The sequence below is a fragment of the Acinetobacter sp. X9 genome, assembly GCF_054889255.1.
The window spans coordinates 1,890,364-1,906,028 of sequence record NZ_CM142679.1 but is presented as its reverse complement, the minus strand read 5'-3'; the positions used below and the strand labels follow the sequence as shown (position 1 = coordinate 1,906,028).

General features: G+C 38.1%; 17 protein-coding genes. 13 read left to right on the top strand and 4 right to left on the bottom strand.

The annotated features are described in order from the left end of the window. Window positions 1-408: 408 nt before the first annotated feature. Genes antC through antA form a run of 3 tightly spaced genes read right to left on the bottom strand, consistent with a single transcriptional unit; the run spans window position 409 to window position 3,358 of the window. The gene (gene antC, locus ACYU0V_RS09065) at window positions 409-1,443 is read right to left on the bottom strand and encodes an anthranilate 1,2-dioxygenase electron transfer component AntC (protein WP_461849860.1); all 1,035 of its coding nucleotides are present in this window, start codon (window positions 1,441-1,443) and stop codon (window positions 409-411) included. A 5-nt stretch (window positions 1,444-1,448) separates the two neighbouring features. After that, the gene (antB, locus tag ACYU0V_RS09060) at window positions 1,449-1,940 is read right to left on the bottom strand and encodes an anthranilate 1,2-dioxygenase small subunit (protein WP_000076809.1); all 492 of its coding nucleotides are present in this window, start codon (window positions 1,938-1,940) and stop codon (window positions 1,449-1,451) included. Between the two features lie 2 nt (window positions 1,941-1,942). Beyond that, complete coding sequence (gene antA, locus ACYU0V_RS09055; RefSeq protein ID WP_461849857.1) at window positions 1,943-3,358, bottom strand: anthranilate 1,2-dioxygenase large subunit; 1,416 nt, start codon at window positions 3,356-3,358, stop codon at window positions 1,943-1,945. A gap of 220 nt (window positions 3,359-3,578) precedes the next feature. Between antA and ACYU0V_RS09050 the strand changes: the two genes are divergently transcribed. From ACYU0V_RS09050 to ACYU0V_RS09020, 7 genes are all read left to right on the top strand, one after another. Next, entirely contained in the window at window positions 3,579-3,929 is a 351-nt protein-coding gene (locus tag ACYU0V_RS09050) for a winged helix-turn-helix domain-containing protein (RefSeq protein WP_068565815.1), read from the top strand. 181 nt (window positions 3,930-4,110) lie between these two features. Continuing rightward, entirely contained in the window at window positions 4,111-4,896 is a 786-nt protein-coding gene (gene modA / locus ACYU0V_RS09045; RefSeq protein WP_461849855.1) for a molybdate ABC transporter substrate-binding protein, read from the top strand. Further along, window positions 4,893-5,585, top strand: a complete 693-nt coding sequence (gene modB, locus ACYU0V_RS09040) for a molybdate ABC transporter permease subunit (protein ID WP_024432760.1) — start codon at window positions 4,893-4,895, stop codon at window positions 5,583-5,585. The genes modA and modB overlap by 4 nt, the downstream gene beginning before the upstream one ends. 4 nt (window positions 5,586-5,589) lie before the next feature. After that, window positions 5,590-6,210: an ATP-binding cassette domain-containing protein gene (locus ACYU0V_RS09035; protein ID WP_461849852.1), complete on the top strand. Its 621-nt coding sequence runs from the start codon at window positions 5,590-5,592 to the stop codon at window positions 6,208-6,210. 357 nt (window positions 6,211-6,567) lie between these two features. Continuing rightward, window positions 6,568-7,338 carry an SDR family oxidoreductase gene (locus ACYU0V_RS09030; protein ID WP_068611467.1) on the top strand — a complete coding sequence of 257 codons (771 nt, stop codon included), beginning with the start codon at window positions 6,568-6,570 and terminating at the stop codon, window positions 7,336-7,338. A gap of 67 nt (window positions 7,339-7,405) precedes the next feature. Continuing rightward, window positions 7,406-8,041 carry an isochorismatase family protein gene (locus ACYU0V_RS09025; RefSeq protein WP_461849850.1) on the top strand — a complete coding sequence of 212 codons (636 nt, stop codon included), beginning with the start codon at window positions 7,406-7,408 and terminating at the stop codon, window positions 8,039-8,041. A gap of 498 nt (window positions 8,042-8,539) precedes the next feature. Beyond that, entirely contained in the window at window positions 8,540-8,941 is a 402-nt protein-coding gene (locus ACYU0V_RS09020) for a transcriptional repressor (RefSeq protein WP_005069251.1), read from the top strand. Between the two features lie 67 nt (window positions 8,942-9,008). Here the strand turns inward: ACYU0V_RS09020 and ACYU0V_RS09015 are convergent, their stop codons facing one another. Next, the gene (locus tag ACYU0V_RS09015) at window positions 9,009-10,790 is read right to left on the bottom strand and encodes a bifunctional metallophosphatase/5'-nucleotidase (protein WP_461849848.1); all 1,782 of its coding nucleotides are present in this window, start codon (window positions 10,788-10,790) and stop codon (window positions 9,009-9,011) included. Between the two features lie 248 nt (window positions 10,791-11,038). On the opposite strand from ACYU0V_RS09015, the gene pqqA reads away from it, so the two are divergent. The 6 genes from pqqA (at window position 11,039) to ACYU0V_RS08985 (ending at window position 15,369) form a co-directional block, all read left to right on the top strand. Further along, window positions 11,039-11,113 (top strand): pyrroloquinoline quinone precursor peptide PqqA, encoded by a 75-nt coding sequence (pqqA, locus tag ACYU0V_RS09010; RefSeq protein ID WP_001982218.1) that lies wholly within the window; start codon window positions 11,039-11,041, stop codon window positions 11,111-11,113. A 74-nt stretch (window positions 11,114-11,187) separates the two neighbouring features. After that, window positions 11,188-12,099 carry a pyrroloquinoline quinone biosynthesis protein PqqB gene (gene pqqB, locus ACYU0V_RS09005; RefSeq protein ID WP_086395111.1) on the top strand — a complete coding sequence of 304 codons (912 nt, stop codon included), beginning with the start codon at window positions 11,188-11,190 and terminating at the stop codon, window positions 12,097-12,099. A gap of 8 nt (window positions 12,100-12,107) precedes the next feature. Next, complete coding sequence (gene pqqC / locus ACYU0V_RS09000; protein WP_002113690.1) at window positions 12,108-12,866, top strand: pyrroloquinoline-quinone synthase PqqC; 759 nt, start codon at window positions 12,108-12,110, stop codon at window positions 12,864-12,866. After that, entirely contained in the window at window positions 12,863-13,147 is a 285-nt protein-coding gene (pqqD, locus tag ACYU0V_RS08995) for a pyrroloquinoline quinone biosynthesis peptide chaperone PqqD (protein ID WP_068565827.1), read from the top strand. Before pqqC ends, pqqD begins: the two co-directional genes overlap by 4 nt. After that, window positions 13,144-14,298, top strand: coding sequence for a pyrroloquinoline quinone biosynthesis protein PqqE (gene pqqE / locus ACYU0V_RS08990; protein WP_068565829.1), 1,155 nt, complete (start codon window positions 13,144-13,146; stop codon window positions 14,296-14,298). The genes pqqD and pqqE overlap by 4 nt, the downstream gene beginning before the upstream one ends. 18 nt (window positions 14,299-14,316) lie before the next feature. Further along, window positions 14,317-15,369 carry a dipeptidase gene (locus ACYU0V_RS08985; RefSeq protein ID WP_461849844.1) on the top strand — a complete coding sequence of 351 codons (1,053 nt, stop codon included), beginning with the start codon at window positions 14,317-14,319 and terminating at the stop codon, window positions 15,367-15,369. The last annotated feature ends 296 nt before the right edge of the window (window positions 15,370-15,665 follow it).

The following is a 15,665-nucleotide window of genomic DNA, read 5'->3' as shown; positions in this document are numbered from 1 at the left end:
TATGTGAAACCTTAGCTTTGCAACACGTAAATACGGCACTTAAAAAAATTAAGTTACTCGCAAATTACAATGAGATATAAGCAAAATACAGACCAATTTATCCGTTAATTAATGTGATTTTCTCAAATTTTTACTTCGGATTTTGTCCATCAATTTAATACATTCGAGAAATAGAATAGGGGGATATAAAAGGTGCTATAAGTTAATCTCATCATGATCTTATTCCTTAAGATCTATCAAAATTTATAACAAATCCAAGCGAACTGGTCAATTTATTTTATCGGAATTTATTGTTTTATATTATTGATATACAAAAACTTTTAATCTAAATATGAAAATTCAATATACCCCTTATAAGAGTATATTGAATTATTTTGGGTTTCAGTGGCTTTTAAATTATTTATACTTTTAACGTGAGGTATTGCTCTGTAAAAACTTCTCGCTGTAAATACGGTAGTTTTGCAGAGCTTGCTCATCCAACCAATTTTTAACAGCTTCAATCATTGGCGGTGGACCACATAAATACATATCAAAAGCCTGCTCGGCCAGTTGATCTTTATTTAAGTGCTCATGAATATAGCCAGCTTTGCCTTGCCAAGCTTCGGTTGCTTTAGTCACAATCGGGTGATAACTAAAGTTTGGTAGCTGTTCTGCATAGGCATGTAAACGCTGTTGTTCGCATAAATCGGTTTCATTATTTACGCCGTAGTACAACTGAACTGAAGGTGAGTTAGGTTGCTCAACCAAGTTATCAAGCATTCCCAAGAAAGCTGATAATCCTGTTCCACCCGCCACAAAAACCAGTGGACGTTCTACTTCACGTAAGTAGAAACTACCAAGCGGCGCTTCGATGAGTAGGGTCTGTCCAACCTGACAACGATCACGCAAATAATTACTCATCACACCATCAGGCAAGAGACGAATCAAGAATTGCAATTGATTGGTCGCATTTGGTCTATTTGCAAAAGAATAAGAGCGCCAGTCTTCAGTATCTGGAATTTGCAAACGAGCATATTGACCCGGCAAAAACTGAAGCTGTTTAGCATGACTGCTCGCATCAAGATGTAAGATTGCTGTTGTTTCAGAAACCAGCTCAACCGCAGTCACTTTGGTTTCAATTTTTAAGGTATCACCAGCGTTACAGATAGCAGAATTATGATCGAAATAAAAAGCTGCATCTGATTTCACACGCGTCTGGCAAGCTAACATTTTTCGCTCAGCCAAATCACGTTCACTTAATGCATCTTCATCAACATATTCTTGTTCATAAATACCAGTTTCACACTGTCCTTGACAGGTACCACAAACACCTTCACGGCAGTCTAGTGGTAGGTTAATTCCTTGACGAACTGCTGCATCAAGCAGCAATTCGTCGTTATTTACCGAAATGAAAAAGGTTTTGCCATCGGCAAAATTAAGTGCAACTGAATGTCCCATTTTCATTCCCCTTAAACGTGATAGAAGTCTAAAACGGAATCAATTTTGTCATTCAGCAAAATGCTATGCTGACGACGAATGCGGAAACCATCTGCTGTTTGGCGTAAAAGATAGGTTGCGTGTCCGTAAAAACAGCCTTCTAAACCTTGACGGTTATAAAGCGTTTGCCATGCAACTTTTGCTTCAATTAATCCATCATCCAGTGTTTTAACTCGAATGTTATTTATGCTGTGCAAAGTACGTGGTAAAGGTGTTGCCGAGGCTGCTTTTCCAGTACGAATACGGAATACACGGTCTTCAAGTCCAGTACGGTCTGCATAATAAATATAAGACAAGCCCTGATTTGGATCTTGAACATAGTTATGGTCATCAATCCACTGTGGAATATGATATTCACTATCTTCATCGTAAAGCTCTAGATAGGCATCCCAGTCATAAGCATCACAAAGCTCTGCTTTTTTGTACAAAAACTGAGATACAGCAAAATGTAGTTCTTGTGACATGGTTACACCTCATCCATTACAGCATTGTTTTCAAAAGTAATATCCTGCATTTTCAATGCTTTCTTGTTTAAGCCGTCGAGCATTAGACGTTGCCAGTGTCCATGCTGGTTAACATAGAGTCCTTCGTGGGTAAACTCACGGCCAGTAATGACGGGTTGAATGCCTAAATCTTGTGAGTTTTTAGTTGCGCCATATTCCCAAGATTGACAACCACGCGAAATATCGCTCCAACGTTCCAGCCGTGCCTGAAAACCTTTTTGCTGTTCACGGAACTCGACTAAATCGTCCGGTGTACCAAGGCCCGATACATTAAAGAAATCCTCGAACTGGCGAATACGGTTACGGCGTGCTTCTGCAGATTCACCTTTAACGCCAATACATTGACTAATGACTTCAGTTTTATTCCATGCCACAGGGCGAACAATACGAAGCTGAGAACTAATTTGATCCATAAAAAATAGGCTAGGGTACAAGTTTAAGTTTCTTAAACGATGCATTGCCCACTCAGCATATTTGTCGCCATATTTTTCGACCATATACGGCATAACTGTGCTGTAACCCGGACGAACTGTTGGATTCGGCATATCACTAAACAATACGCTATGGCCATTTTTGAAGCTGAACCAACCATCGTCAGTTTCTGAGTCACCGGCACCTAACTTGCTGTAGTCAAGCGTATCGAGTTCTTCACCTTTTGGTGCATTTACTTGTTGGCGGTGTTGAACTGTAGAGACATAGTTATAGTGAACAGTGCTGACATGGTAGCCATCTAAGCCATTTTCATTTTGTAGCTTCCAGTTACCAGCAAAGGTATAAGATGACTTGCCCTGTAATACTTCGAGTTCACCTGTTGGCGACTGGTTAACCATTAAATCAAGGAACAGTTTTGCATCGCCCAAAAAGTCTTCAAGAGAATCTGTTGCTTGAGTATCAAGGCTGACAAATACGAAACCACGGTAGCTGGCAATACGGCCTTGTTTTAAGCCACGGCTTGATTTATCAAAATCTTCACAATATTCGCTAGGTGCTTTGACTTTCACCAAACGACCATCTGACTTATAGCACCAAGCATGGAAGGGACAGGTAAATGTAGACTGATTGCCTTTAGCAACGCGTGTTAAGGTCGCACCGCGGTGTTCACAAGCATTAACCATGGCATGTAGTTCGCCTTTACCATCACGGCTCACAATAATCGGTTGACGACCAATTTGAACTGTTAGGAAATCATGATTATTTGGAATCTCACTTTCGTGACATGCATAAATCCAAACCTTTTCAAAAATAAGTTCCATTTCCAAGTCAAATAGCTCAGGCTCGGTAAACATATTTCGTGCAATACGAAACACGCCTTCGTTAGGACGGAAGTCGATACATCCATCTATAAAATCATTCCATTGTTTTAAATTAGATGAGGTCATTGCTCAATCCTCCAATCAATCAGCTTTTAACTGATTGAACCGCGATTAGGCCTGAGCCTCTATCCGTTTTTTCCAGATCTTTATCCACTTTGTGCAGTTTTGATTTTTTAATTGAACTCTTTTTATGAAAGAGTAGAGATTTAAATTTGTATGTGTTTTAACCTATTAAAGTTTCCTATAATGTTAAGCAGCATAAAATGAAATTTTGTGAAATAAGTCTATGAAAGAACAAAACTTAAAATTACAAATTAGAATTCTTTTAGAGCAAAACATCGCATTTGGTCCGGGTAAAGCAGATTTACTTGAAGCAATTGAGAAAACGGGTTCGATCTCACAAGCTGCAAAATCTATGAATATGAGCTACCGTCGTGCATGGCAGTTGGTCGATACGATGAACCAGTGCTTTGAAACAGCTTTAGTTGAAACTCAAACAGGCGGAACACATGGCGGTGGGGCCGCCGTCACAGCTTTGGGCCAGAAAGTCTTACAGCATTACCGTCAAATGGAAATCAATGCTCGACAAGCTTTAGAACATGATTATCAAATTATGAGTAGCTATTTAAAGAAATAAGATGAGGAATACTTTATAAATCAAAGAATTTAAGCGCGAATCAGTTTTATCTACCAATAGTTTTCAGTTGTTCAGAAAAAATATCCATCTTTATAAATAATTTCTACTTTTCATCGTCTATGCTTATCGCTATATTCTTGGGTATATATCGCTGCAAAAAACGACAAAAAGGTAAAGCATAATGGTAAGTGATACGAAGATAAAAAAGTTGGCTTTAGCCTGTTCGGTGCTCAGCATAGGATTGGTCTTTAATGTTCCAGCCAAGGCTGAATCGGTTACCGTTTATGCAGCAGCGAGCTTAACGAATGCAATTAACGATTTAGAAAAAATTTACGAAAAACAGAATAAAGTAGAAGTAAAAACTTCATATGCGGGTTCATCAACCTTAGCGAAACAAATTGAAGCTGGGGCACCCGCAGATATTTTTATTTCAGCAGATACCCAGTGGATGGATTATCTGCAAAATAAAAAAATAGTTGCAGCAAATAACCGTATAAATTTATTAGGTAACCGTTTGGTTCTAATTACCCCTAAAGGGCAGTCACTAAATGTAAGACTAGATAAAACCACCGACCCAAATAAAGTATTTACAGGCAAGATTTGTACAGGCGACACTAAAAGTGTGCCTGTAGGCAAATATGCTAAACAAGCTTTTACTAATTTAGGTTGGTGGAGTCGTATTGAGCCAAAATTAGTCGAAACAGAAGATGTTCGTGCTGCTTTAAACTTTGTTGCACATGGTGAATGTCAGGTTGGGATTGTTTATGCAACCGATGCAGCAATTAGCAAAGACGTGAAAGTAGCTGGCGTATTTCCGCAAAATACACATTCACCAATTATTTATCCTGTAGGGTTGATTAAAAAAAATCCGAATTCAATAAAGTTCTATCAATTTCTACAAAGCAACCAAGCTAAAGCCGTCTTTAAAAAGTATGGTTTTAGCGTGTTGGCTCCAGTCAAGCCATGATGTTTTCTTTAACCCCAGAAGAGCTCAGCGTTCTGCAACTTTCTTGTAAGGTGGCAGCAAGTTGTCTTGTCGTCAGTATTATTCCTGCAATTTGTGTGGGATGGTTTTTGGCACGTAAAGAGTTCTGGGGTAAGTCATTCATTGAAACATTGGTGTTTTTACCTTTGGTGCTGCCGCCAGTGGTTCCTGGTTATTTGTTATTACAGGTATTTGGTAGCCGAGGCATTATTGGGCAATATTTGGCACCGATCGGAATTGATTTTGCATTTAACTGGAAAGGTGCCGTTCTTGCTTCGGCAGTGATGGGTTTTCCGCTTTTGGTGCAGTCTATTCGTTTAGCAATTGAGTTGGTCGATCAGCGTTTAGAAATGGCAGCAAAGACATTAGGAGCTTCATCTTTAGGGGCATTTTTTCATGTCACTTTGCCTCTTGCCAGCAGTGGCATTTTAATTGGAGCTATTTTATGTTTTTGCCGTAGTTTAGGGGAGTTTGGGGCCACCATTACTTTTGTGGGTAATATTTCAAATGAAACACGGACTTTGCCTCTAGCCATGTATAGCTTAATGCAACAGCCCGATACAGAAGCAGCTATTCAAAGGCTTATTGTTTTATCGTTAAGCGTGGCTTTTTTAGCCCTATGGTTTGCACAGTGGTTTCATCGTTATCAAAAAAAGCGCTTGGGACGGTAGAATTATGTTGATTGATTGCCGTTTTCAGCTACAAATGGGCCAATTTCATATTGAACCTAGTTTCCAGTCAGATGCTTCTGTTATTGGCTTATTCGGTGCATCGGGTTCAGGTAAAACATCAATTTTACATGCCATTGCAGGGTTGAACACTCCGTGTAGTGGGCTCATTAAAATACAGGATCAAACATGGTTTGATTCAGATCAAAACATTAACTTGAGTACCCAAAAGCGGCATGTTGGATTAGTTTTTCAAGATGCTCAGCTTTTTCCTCATAAAACTGTAAAGCAAAACTTATTATTTGGTCTTAAGCATCTTTCCCAACAAGAACGTCACTTTGAAGCAGATTATATTATTGAGTTATTAAAGTTAGACCACTTATTACAACGTATGCCTATCAAACTTTCAGGAGGTGAAAAACAGCGCGTGGCACTGGGTCGAGCATTGTTATATTCACCTAAGCTGTTATTACTTGATGAGCCATTATCTGCACTAGATGCGAATCATAAAGCTGAAATTATTCCTTTTTTTCAGAAAGTAAAAGAGGAAATAAAAATTCCGATGATTTATGTGAGTCATGATATTCAAGAAATTAAACAACTGACCGAAACAATGTGGATTTTATAATTTTTCATTTTTATATGTAATTCCAAACTTACGAGAGTCGGGGTTATCGAGAACTCATTCTGAGCCTACGGGAGATTGAACCGTAAAGTCACTAGGTTTGATAAACCATAAATCTGATTTTAGCCGAATAAATCAAAACCTGCCTTATTGAAAATGATTATTAATAATAAAATATTTTTAGACTTTAAATTTAATAAAAATACTTATAAAACAACAATTTAATTTAAAATTTTAAGCTAAAGCTCATTTGCCTGAGATCATAAATTAATCTTTTATCTTAATTTACTCTTGATAAGAATGATAATTATTTGCAATTATATTTATAGATTTCTTTATAATATAAATTGGAGTATCCACATGCGCTCTACCATCGTGGTCACAGGTGCTGCAAGAGGGATAGGAGCGGCTATTGCCAAGCAACTACTAGATCAGGGCTATCATGTTATTGGTATTGACCGACAAGAAAATCCTAAACAATGGGATATCAGCAAAACAATAACGCCAGATCAAACTTCACAATGGCAAGGCATCTCACAAGACATTACCCATCAACAAGAAACACAAACTTTAATTTCAGAGCTTTTAGAAAGATACGAAATTACGGGGTTAGTAAATGCAGCAGGAGTATTAATTATGCGCTCCATGCTTGAAGCCAAAACGGAAGATTGGGAAACACTTTTTGCGGTCAATGTCATGGCACCTATTGCGATTAGCCAACAAGTTGCTAAACATTTTTGTGCAAAAAGGCGGGGTAGCATTGTCACTATTAGTTCAAATAGTGCGCGTATGCCGCGTATGCAACTTGGTATGTACGCCACCACTAAGGCTGCACTGAGTCATTTTTGTCGCAATCTGGCACTTGAAATTGCACCTTATCAAGTCAGGCTGAATATCGTTTCACCAGGATCTACTCTCACTCAAATGCAGCAACAACTCTGGACTGATAATACACCTCCACCTGCAGTAATTGATGGTGATTTGAGTCAGTACCGAACAGGTATTCCCTTAAGAAAACTCGCGCAACCAGATGATATTGCCAATACCGTGAGCTTTTTACTTTCGGACCGAGCGGCCCAAATTACGATGCAAGAAATAGTGGTAGATGGGGGAGCTACACTTGGGGTCTAAAGATTACTTCAGCACAACAACCATCTGAAATTAAAAATATTTTGAAGGATACAAAAGGAAAATACTAATGAGTATTCCAAAGATTGCAAGTTACAGTATGCCCCAAGCCCATGAATTTACTCCCAACAAAACAAATTGGCCATTGCATACCAATCGAGCTGTTTTATTGGTTCATGATATGCAGCAATATTTTTTAGATTTCTATGACTTAACTCAGGAACCTATTCCAGAACTCATTAAAAACACCAAAGCATTAATTGATGCCGCTCGTCAATCTCATATTCCGGTTGTTTATACAGCACAACCGGGCAATCAATCACCTGAACATCGACAGTTATTAACTGATTTTTGGGGACCTGGTTTAAAGAACGAGCCGAGCTTTACGCAGATTTTGCCAAAAATTTCACCTCAAAAAAATGATACGGTTCTTACCAAGTGGAGATATAGTGTTTTTAAATTTTCACCTCTCGAACAACTCATGCGGGAATCTGGTCGCGATCAACTGATTATCTGCGGGGTATATGCACATATTGGTTGTCTTATGAGTGCTGCTGAAGCTTTTATGCTAAACATCCAACCATTCTTATGTGGTGATGCACTAGCTGACTTTAGCCGAGAAGAGCACGATATGGCGTTAAAATATGCTAGTACACGATGCGCTCAAGTCATGACAGCACAACAAGTGATTCATGCATGGATGTAAGAACAAGATGCACTATCCTTAGCATAATAGTCATTTAACTTATTCTATTTAAAATATAAAAAGCAGATCATCGATCTGCTTTTTATATGGGTGGAAATGAATACTTATTTAGTAATATATAATGGTTATCATTATGTATTTGACAATTACTTAATATTGAATATTAAAACTTATATGTATATGATACACCGCTAAACACAAATGATAATATTTATCATGTGTTAATCATTATATAGAATAAGCCCGAAAATGACTTAATGAAGAGGGTCGCAATATGGTTCAGCTCAAGAATGCTTTTATTCGCCAAGCGCGTACATGTAGATAGTGAGGCTAGGAATAATATTAAATTATTCAGAATTTTATAATCAGCCCAAAGCTTATTTATAGGGTAATAAGCTCTGATTTATAGATCAAATCATTTCCATAATTTTCAAGTAAGTATAGACAAAATAATTTTAAAAAATTTCTATATTTTTTCAACATTAAGGTTAATTAATCATGACAGCAACTTCAAAATCATTATTAAATGGACTACCCATAAAAAAATCGAGAATACAGGTTTTTGAAATTTTAAATCAAAATCCACAAGGCTTAAGTGCTGTGAGTATTTATACGCAAATTAAAAATGAACATAAAATAACGCTAGGAACGATTTATCGAATCTTGTCGGAATTTGAAAACCGTAAACTCATCAAAAGGGTGTTTTTAGGAAAAAGCAAAAGTATTTATAAGCTTAGAAAAGACAAGATGAGTTGTAACCTCATTTCGCTCAAAACCTCTGAAGCCTTGAACTTTGAACATGACAAAGTTAAAGAATTACTTCATGAGGTTACTGATATTATTTTTGCAAATACCGGAGTCGATATCAGTAGTGTTGAGCTCAATCTATATACCGAATAAAAATCTTTTAAACTACTATAAAAAATAAAGGACAGCATCATACTGTCCTTTATTTTCATTAAATCAGTTACTTGATAACTTTAATTCGATTCGTAGCTGGAATAGTTAAAGGTGAATTGTTAGCAACATAAGTTTCAAGCGCATCAATATCTTGCCCACCACCGACACGGTTTTGGCCTTCTTTTAATACCGTAAAGTTGTCACCACCATCTGCCAAGAAGCTATTTACCGTCACGCGATATACTTTAGTGTCAACCAACGGCGAACCTGCAATCATAATGTTACTTGCTCGTGGTGAAACAGATGTATTTGCCGCATATTGGTAACTCAACTCCTTAGACGGTTGTAAAATTCTAGGCGAATTTGCATTTGCACCAGACCATTGCTGTTCAAGCACATCTCTAATCTGTTTGCCAGTTAAGCTCAACGTCACAATAGAGTTACCAAATGGTTGAACTGCAAAAACATCGCCAAAGGTAATCTGGTTATTACTATTAATGAGCAGATCCGCACGCACACCACCTGGATTCATTAACGTAAATTCTGAGCCTTGATTACTTGCTTTTAAAGCAGACGCTTGCTGAGCATCGGCAATCATAATACCTAGCGGACTTTCACCACTTTCGACTTGAGTACGGCTTACAACGGCAGTAGATGTACCAACCACACGACTTGAAATGGTGGTCACAGCTTGACGGTATTTATCTAAAATTGCTTCAATGCTTGGGGTTTTACTAAATTTTTGATAGAGATCGGTAAGGCTTACCGTGGTTGTGCCAGAGGTATAAGCCTCACTTTGTACAGGAACCTGTTTCGCATCTTTTTTAATTACATCACCAGTTTTACCATCTAATTCAATCTTAATGTCAGTAATGAGCGTGCCATATTGTCCAGCTGAAGTAAGTAAGAATGGTTTAGCTGGATTTTTTGTTGCATAGTCACAAATATAAGATTGATGTGTGTGACCTGAAACAACAATATCAACTGCTGGATTAAGCTTATCCAAAATTCCTAAAATTGGACCACTTAAACCATCACATGTTTTTTGATTGAGCTTCGTACTTGGCGCTGCACCTTCATGGACAACGACTACAATGGCTTCAATTCCTTGTTTTTTTAATTCAGGAATCAACGCATTTACCGTATCTGCTTCATCACGGAACTCAACGTCTTTAATACCCGCCGCAGAAACAATACTTGGCGTCGCTTTAAGAGTTAAACCAATAAATGCGACTGGAATTCCGCCATAAGTTTTGACTTTATAGGCTGGGAAGATCGTTTTACTGGTGTCGTTTTTCATTGCGACGTTAGCAGCGAGGAAATCAAATTTTGCACCACTAAAGTTTTTATTAATTTGACAAGGTACAGTGCTGGTATATTGCTGACATCCACCATTTTTTAAACGGCGTAATTCGTCTGTACCACGGTCAAATTCATGGTTACCGACAGCATTAAAGTCAATTTGAATATCATTCATGACTTCAATGGTTGGTTCATCTAAAAATAAAGACGAGGTGAGGGGAGAAGCGCTAATTAAATCACCTGCCGAAACCACAGCATTATTTGGATTTTCTGCTTTAAGTTTTTTAATTGCATCGGCAAAGTAACTCACTCCTCCCACAGGAATACGAACAGATTGTGTAGCATCAGTTGGATTTGATGCCTCGACATAACGTTTAGGTGGCTCAAGATTTCCGTGAAAGTCATTAAAAGCTAAAATATTTACAGTTTGATTGCTTCTTTGGGCAGGTGGTGCTGTGTCATTATCATCATCGTCATTACATCCCGCCAATAACGCTACAGCCAGAGAAAGTGTTGTTACTTTAAAAAGTATTGTTAAATTTTTCATTTTTTTATCATTTGATCAATTAAGACGGATAAAAAATACGCTTTTAGTATGAATATTTGATGAAACACCCAATAAGGAAATATGTTCGAAATATTAAAATTTGGACAAAAAACACAATTATCGAACAATATCTTAGCTAGGGGTGGTCTACAAACCCAATTTTTTTATTTAGAATAAATTTTTAATTGCCTTATAAATCTTAATCAAGTGATTCATTTCATAAGATTAATATGAACCGGAGATAATTTATGCAATGGACTAAACCAGCTTTTACTGATTTACGCATTGGTTTTGAAGTTACTATGTACTTTGAAGCACGTTAATCAGTTTCATCAAATATGTCATAAGCCCTAGTCTTGTTCTAGGGCTTATCTCTTTCTAATAAGATATTAATTTTATGTATATTTATGTTTTAGGTTCAGCTGCCGGAGGCGGGTTTCCGCAGTGGAATTGTAATTGCCCGAATTGTCATGGTGTGCGCACAGGCACAATCCAAGCCAAACCCCGTACTCAATCATCAATTGCTATTTCTGAAAATGGAACAGACTGGGTTTTATTAAACGCATCACCTGATATCCGTCAGCAACTCTTCGAATTTAAAGCAGCTCAACCAGCGCGTAAATTGCGTGATACAGGAATAACAAGCGTTATTTTAATGGACAGTCAGTTAGACCATACGACTGGGCTTTTAACCTTACGTGAAGGTTGTCCAATGAAGGTATGGTGTACAGAAATGGTCCACCAAGATTTAACGAGCGGTTTTCCAGTATTTAATATGCTCAAACACTGGAATGGTGGTCTTCAATATCATGAGATTAACCCTAAACAAGCTTTTAAAATTGATAGTTTCGAAAATTTAGAATTTTTACCCTTAATTATTAAAAGTGCAGCTCCACCATATTCACCGCATCGAAATGACCCACATGACGGCGACAATATTGCTTTAATTATCAAAGATCATAAAACACAAAAGCAGTTGTTTTATGCACCGGGTCTTGGAAAAATTGACGATCAAATCATGCAGATTATGCAGAGTTCAGACTGCGTCATGATTGATGGTACGCTTTGGACAGACGATGAAATGCAGCAAACTGGGGTTGGAACTAAAACTGGCCGAGAAATGGGGCATTTATATATTAGTGGTGAAGGTGGTTCACTGTCTTATTTAAACCAGCTGAGTACACCTAAAAAAGTGCTGATTCATATTAACAATACCAATCCAATTTTAAATGAAAACTCTAGCCAGTTTGCTGAACTTAAAGCAAATGGTGTAGAAGTTGCCTATGACGGCATGCAGATTGAACTCTAAGGTGAAATATGACTCAAACACCTGAAGCTTTAACAACCGAACAATTTAAACAAGCCATTATCGATAAAGGCCAGTATTATCATATCTATCATCCATTTCATGTGATGATGTATGAAGGTAAAGCGACCCAGCAACAAATTCAGGCTTGGGTTGCAAACCGCTACTACTATCAGATCAATATTCCGCTCAAAGATGCCGCAATCATGGCAAATTGTCCTGATCAACGTGTGCGTCAAGAATGGATTCAACGTATGATCGATCAAGATGGTGAATATCCAGATGGCGGTGGTCGAGAAGCATGGCTACGCTTAGCCGAAGCTGTGGGCTTGAGTCGTGAACAAGTTATTTCCGAAGAATTAGTTTTGCCGGGTGTACGTTTCGCAGTAGATGCATATGTGAACTTTGCACGTCGTGCTTCATGGCGTGAAGCAGCAAGCAGTTCTTTAACAGAACTTTTTGCTCCTCAAATTCATCAATCACGTCTTGATTCATGGCCACAACATTACCCATGGATTGATGATAAAGGCTATGAGTATTTTCGTTCTCGTTTAAGCCAGGCACGCCGTGATGTTGAACATGGTTTAACAATTACGCTTGATTCATTTACAACTTTTGAGCAACAAGAACGAATGCTGGAAATATTACAGTTTAAACTGGATATTTTATGGAGCATTTTAGATGCTTTAACTTTGGCATATGTTCACAATGAAGCACCATATCACAGCGTGACAAGCAAACGAGTTTGGCACAAAGGACTATTTAAATGAATAAAGAGCAGTTTGATTTAAACCTTGTGCCAACATGGCGACAAGGTTACCGTTTTCAGTTCGAGCCAGCTCAAAATGGTTTTGTGATTTTATATCCTGAAGGCATGATCAAATTAAATGAAAGTGCAGGGGCAATTGGACAATATATTGATGGGCAGCAAAATGTTTCTGCAATTATTGCTCAGTTAAAGCAAAAATTTGGTGATATTGCTGAGATAGATCAAGATGTAGTGGATTACATGCTGGTCGCAAAACAGCAACACTGGATTGATTTAATATGACAGAAGGTGTTGGCCTACCTTTATGGTTATTAGCGGAGTTAACTTATCGTTGTCCGCTACAATGCCCATATTGCTCAAACCCATTGGACTACGCTCAGCATAAAAATGAGCTGACTACTCAAGAGTGGTTTGATGTTTTTGATCAAGCACGTCAGATGGGTGCTGTTCAACTCGGTTTCTCTGGTGGTGAACCACTGGTACGTCAAGATTTAGAACAACTCGTTGCACATGCTCATCAGCAAGGGTTTTATACCAACCTCATTACCTCAGGCATGGGCCTTAGCGAACAACGTATTGCTGATCTAAAACAAGCGGGTTTAGACCACATTCAAGTGAGCTTCCAAGCGAGCGACCCTGTGGTAAACGATGCCTTGGCAGGTTCAAAGCATGCTTTTGAACAAAAGTATGAAATGTGCCGATTGGTTAAGAAATACGATTACCCAATGGTGCTTAACTTTGTTATTCATCGGCATAACATTGACCAGATTGAACAAATCATTGAACTTTGCCTTGAGCTGAATGCAGATACAGTCGAGCTAGCAATTTGTCAGTTTTATGGTTGGGCTTTTTTAAACCGCCAAGGTTTATTACCCACACAAGAGCAACTGACACGAGCTGAACGGATTACCAATGAATATCGAGAAAAATTAAAAGCGCAAAATCACCCTTGCAAACTCATTTTTGTAGTGCCCGATTATTATGAAGAACGACCAAAAGCCTGTATGAATGGCTGGGGTAAAATCTTCTTTACGGTTGCTCCAGATGGTATGGCGCTACCTTGCCATGCAGCACGACAACTGCCCATTTTGTTTCCAAACGTCCGCGAACATAAATTGTCAAATATTTGGTACAAATCAACCGGATTCAATCATTTCCGTGGCGATGCATGGATGCCAGAAGGGTGCCGTAGCTGTCCCGATAAAGATCGTGACTTTGGCGGATGTCGTTGTCAGGCCTATATGTTGACTGGAGATGCGGCTAATGCCGATCCTGTATGTGGGAAATCGCCGTATCATCAAATGATTGAACAAGCACGGGCAGAAAGTCAGTTGGTTGCACCTCTACAAAATTTAGTCTTCCGTAATAGTAGAAACTCTAAATCTTTAAGCGCCACCCAAAATATTCCAGTCCACACAATTACAGACATATAGCAATTAACAGGAATACTCATGAAGCCTAGCCATATTCCAGTTTTTGATGGACATAATGACGCATTAACACGCTTATGGCTAAGTGACTATCCAGATCCTGTACATGCTTTTGTTCATGAACGCCTATCAGGCCATCTTGATTTAAAACGCTGTCAAGAAGCTGGTTTTATTGGTGGAATGTTTGCGATTTTTTTACCGCCATATAGCTATGTGCAACAGCATCATCCTAATAAATTATTTGATCCGAATGCTTCTGATTTTACCCAACAGCAAATTGAACAAATTTGCTTGGAACAACTCGATTTAGCTCACCAACTTGCTCAGTATTCTAAAAATATTAAAATTTGCACCTCGGTTCAAAATATTCAGGATTGTTTAGCAGAGCAAAAGCTAGCAATTGTATTGCATATGGAAGGTGCAGAAGCTTTACAACAAAATCCTGATTTACTCGATGTATTTTATGAAAGAGGCTTACGTAGTATTGGTCCCCTCTGGAATAGACCTAGTCGTTTTGGACATGGTTTAAATACTAAGTTTCCGCACTCACCTGACACGGGAGCAGGTCTCACGAGTGATGGCAAACATTTTATAAGACGCTGTGCAAATAAAAAAATGGTGATTGATGTTTCACATATGAATGAGAAAGCTTTTTGGAATACTGTAGATATATTGCAGCAGCCAATTGTAGCAACACACTCTAATTCACATGCTTTATGTCCTCAAGCTCGCAACTTAACTGACCCACAACTCAAAGCAATAAGGGAAAGTAAAGGGATGGTGGGGGTAAATTTCGATGTCGCTTTTTTACGGTCAGATGGACAACGAAATGCAGATACATCGATTGATGTAATTTTGGAACATTTAGAATATTTAATGGATCATTTGGGCGAAGAACATGTGGGCTTTGGTTCAGACTTCGATGGTGCACTTATAGGTACTGAACTTGAAGATGTGACAGGCCTACATCGCTTAATTGAACATATGCAACAGCGTGGTTATTCAAAAACACTGATTGAAAATATATGTCTTAATAATTGGGTGAGGGTGCTTTATAGAATTTTTGGTCAATAATGAATGACTAAACAGAGTTAATCTACAGAATCATAACTATTTTTTTATTGGCCGAAATGACTAAAAAAAATACAAATAGTTTAATTGTCAACCATTCGGTATATTCACTACACTCAACCTTACTGAATGTAAGAACATTTGGTATTTCAGGTCTTTTGTGGTTTTCACATCACCCATTTCTTTATGAGAAGTAGAAATGGGTTTTTTCTTATCCCAATTATATAAACGTGACAGTCATCACAATAATCGCTAATTATTGGTAAAAACCCTCAATCCCATCTTGACTAAAAGTTCAG

Excerpts from the sequence above, each read along its gene's own strand:
- antC (WP_461849860.1), bottom strand. The coding sequence starts at position 1,443 with ATGAAAATGGGACATTCAGTTGCACTTAATTTTGCCGATGGCAAAACC.
- antB (WP_000076809.1), bottom strand. The coding sequence starts at position 1,940 with ATGTCACAAGAACTACATTTTGCTGTATCTCAGTTTTTGTACAAAAAA.
- antA (WP_461849857.1), bottom strand. The coding sequence starts at position 3,358 with ATGACCTCATCTAATTTAAAACAATGGAATGATTTTATAGATGGATGT.
- ACYU0V_RS09050 (WP_068565815.1), top strand. The coding sequence starts at position 3,579 with ATGAAAGAACAAAACTTAAAATTACAAATTAGAATTCTTTTAGAGCAA.
- modA (WP_461849855.1), top strand. The coding sequence starts at position 4,111 with ATGGTAAGTGATACGAAGATAAAAAAGTTGGCTTTAGCCTGTTCGGTG.
- modB (WP_024432760.1), top strand. The coding sequence starts at position 4,893 with ATGATGTTTTCTTTAACCCCAGAAGAGCTCAGCGTTCTGCAACTTTCT.
- ACYU0V_RS09035 (WP_461849852.1), top strand. The coding sequence starts at position 5,590 with ATGTTGATTGATTGCCGTTTTCAGCTACAAATGGGCCAATTTCATATT.
- ACYU0V_RS09030 (WP_068611467.1), top strand. The coding sequence starts at position 6,568 with ATGCGCTCTACCATCGTGGTCACAGGTGCTGCAAGAGGGATAGGAGCG.
- ACYU0V_RS09025 (WP_461849850.1), top strand. The coding sequence starts at position 7,406 with ATGAGTATTCCAAAGATTGCAAGTTACAGTATGCCCCAAGCCCATGAA.
- ACYU0V_RS09020 (WP_005069251.1), top strand. The coding sequence starts at position 8,540 with ATGACAGCAACTTCAAAATCATTATTAAATGGACTACCCATAAAAAAA.
- ACYU0V_RS09015 (WP_461849848.1), bottom strand. The coding sequence starts at position 10,790 with ATGAAAAATTTAACAATACTTTTTAAAGTAACAACACTTTCTCTGGCT.
- pqqB (WP_086395111.1), top strand. The coding sequence starts at position 11,188 with ATGTATATTTATGTTTTAGGTTCAGCTGCCGGAGGCGGGTTTCCGCAG.
- pqqC (WP_002113690.1), top strand. The coding sequence starts at position 12,108 with ATGACTCAAACACCTGAAGCTTTAACAACCGAACAATTTAAACAAGCC.
- pqqD (WP_068565827.1), top strand. The coding sequence starts at position 12,863 with ATGAATAAAGAGCAGTTTGATTTAAACCTTGTGCCAACATGGCGACAA.
- pqqE (WP_068565829.1), top strand. The coding sequence starts at position 13,144 with ATGACAGAAGGTGTTGGCCTACCTTTATGGTTATTAGCGGAGTTAACT.
- ACYU0V_RS08985 (WP_461849844.1), top strand. The coding sequence starts at position 14,317 with ATGAAGCCTAGCCATATTCCAGTTTTTGATGGACATAATGACGCATTA.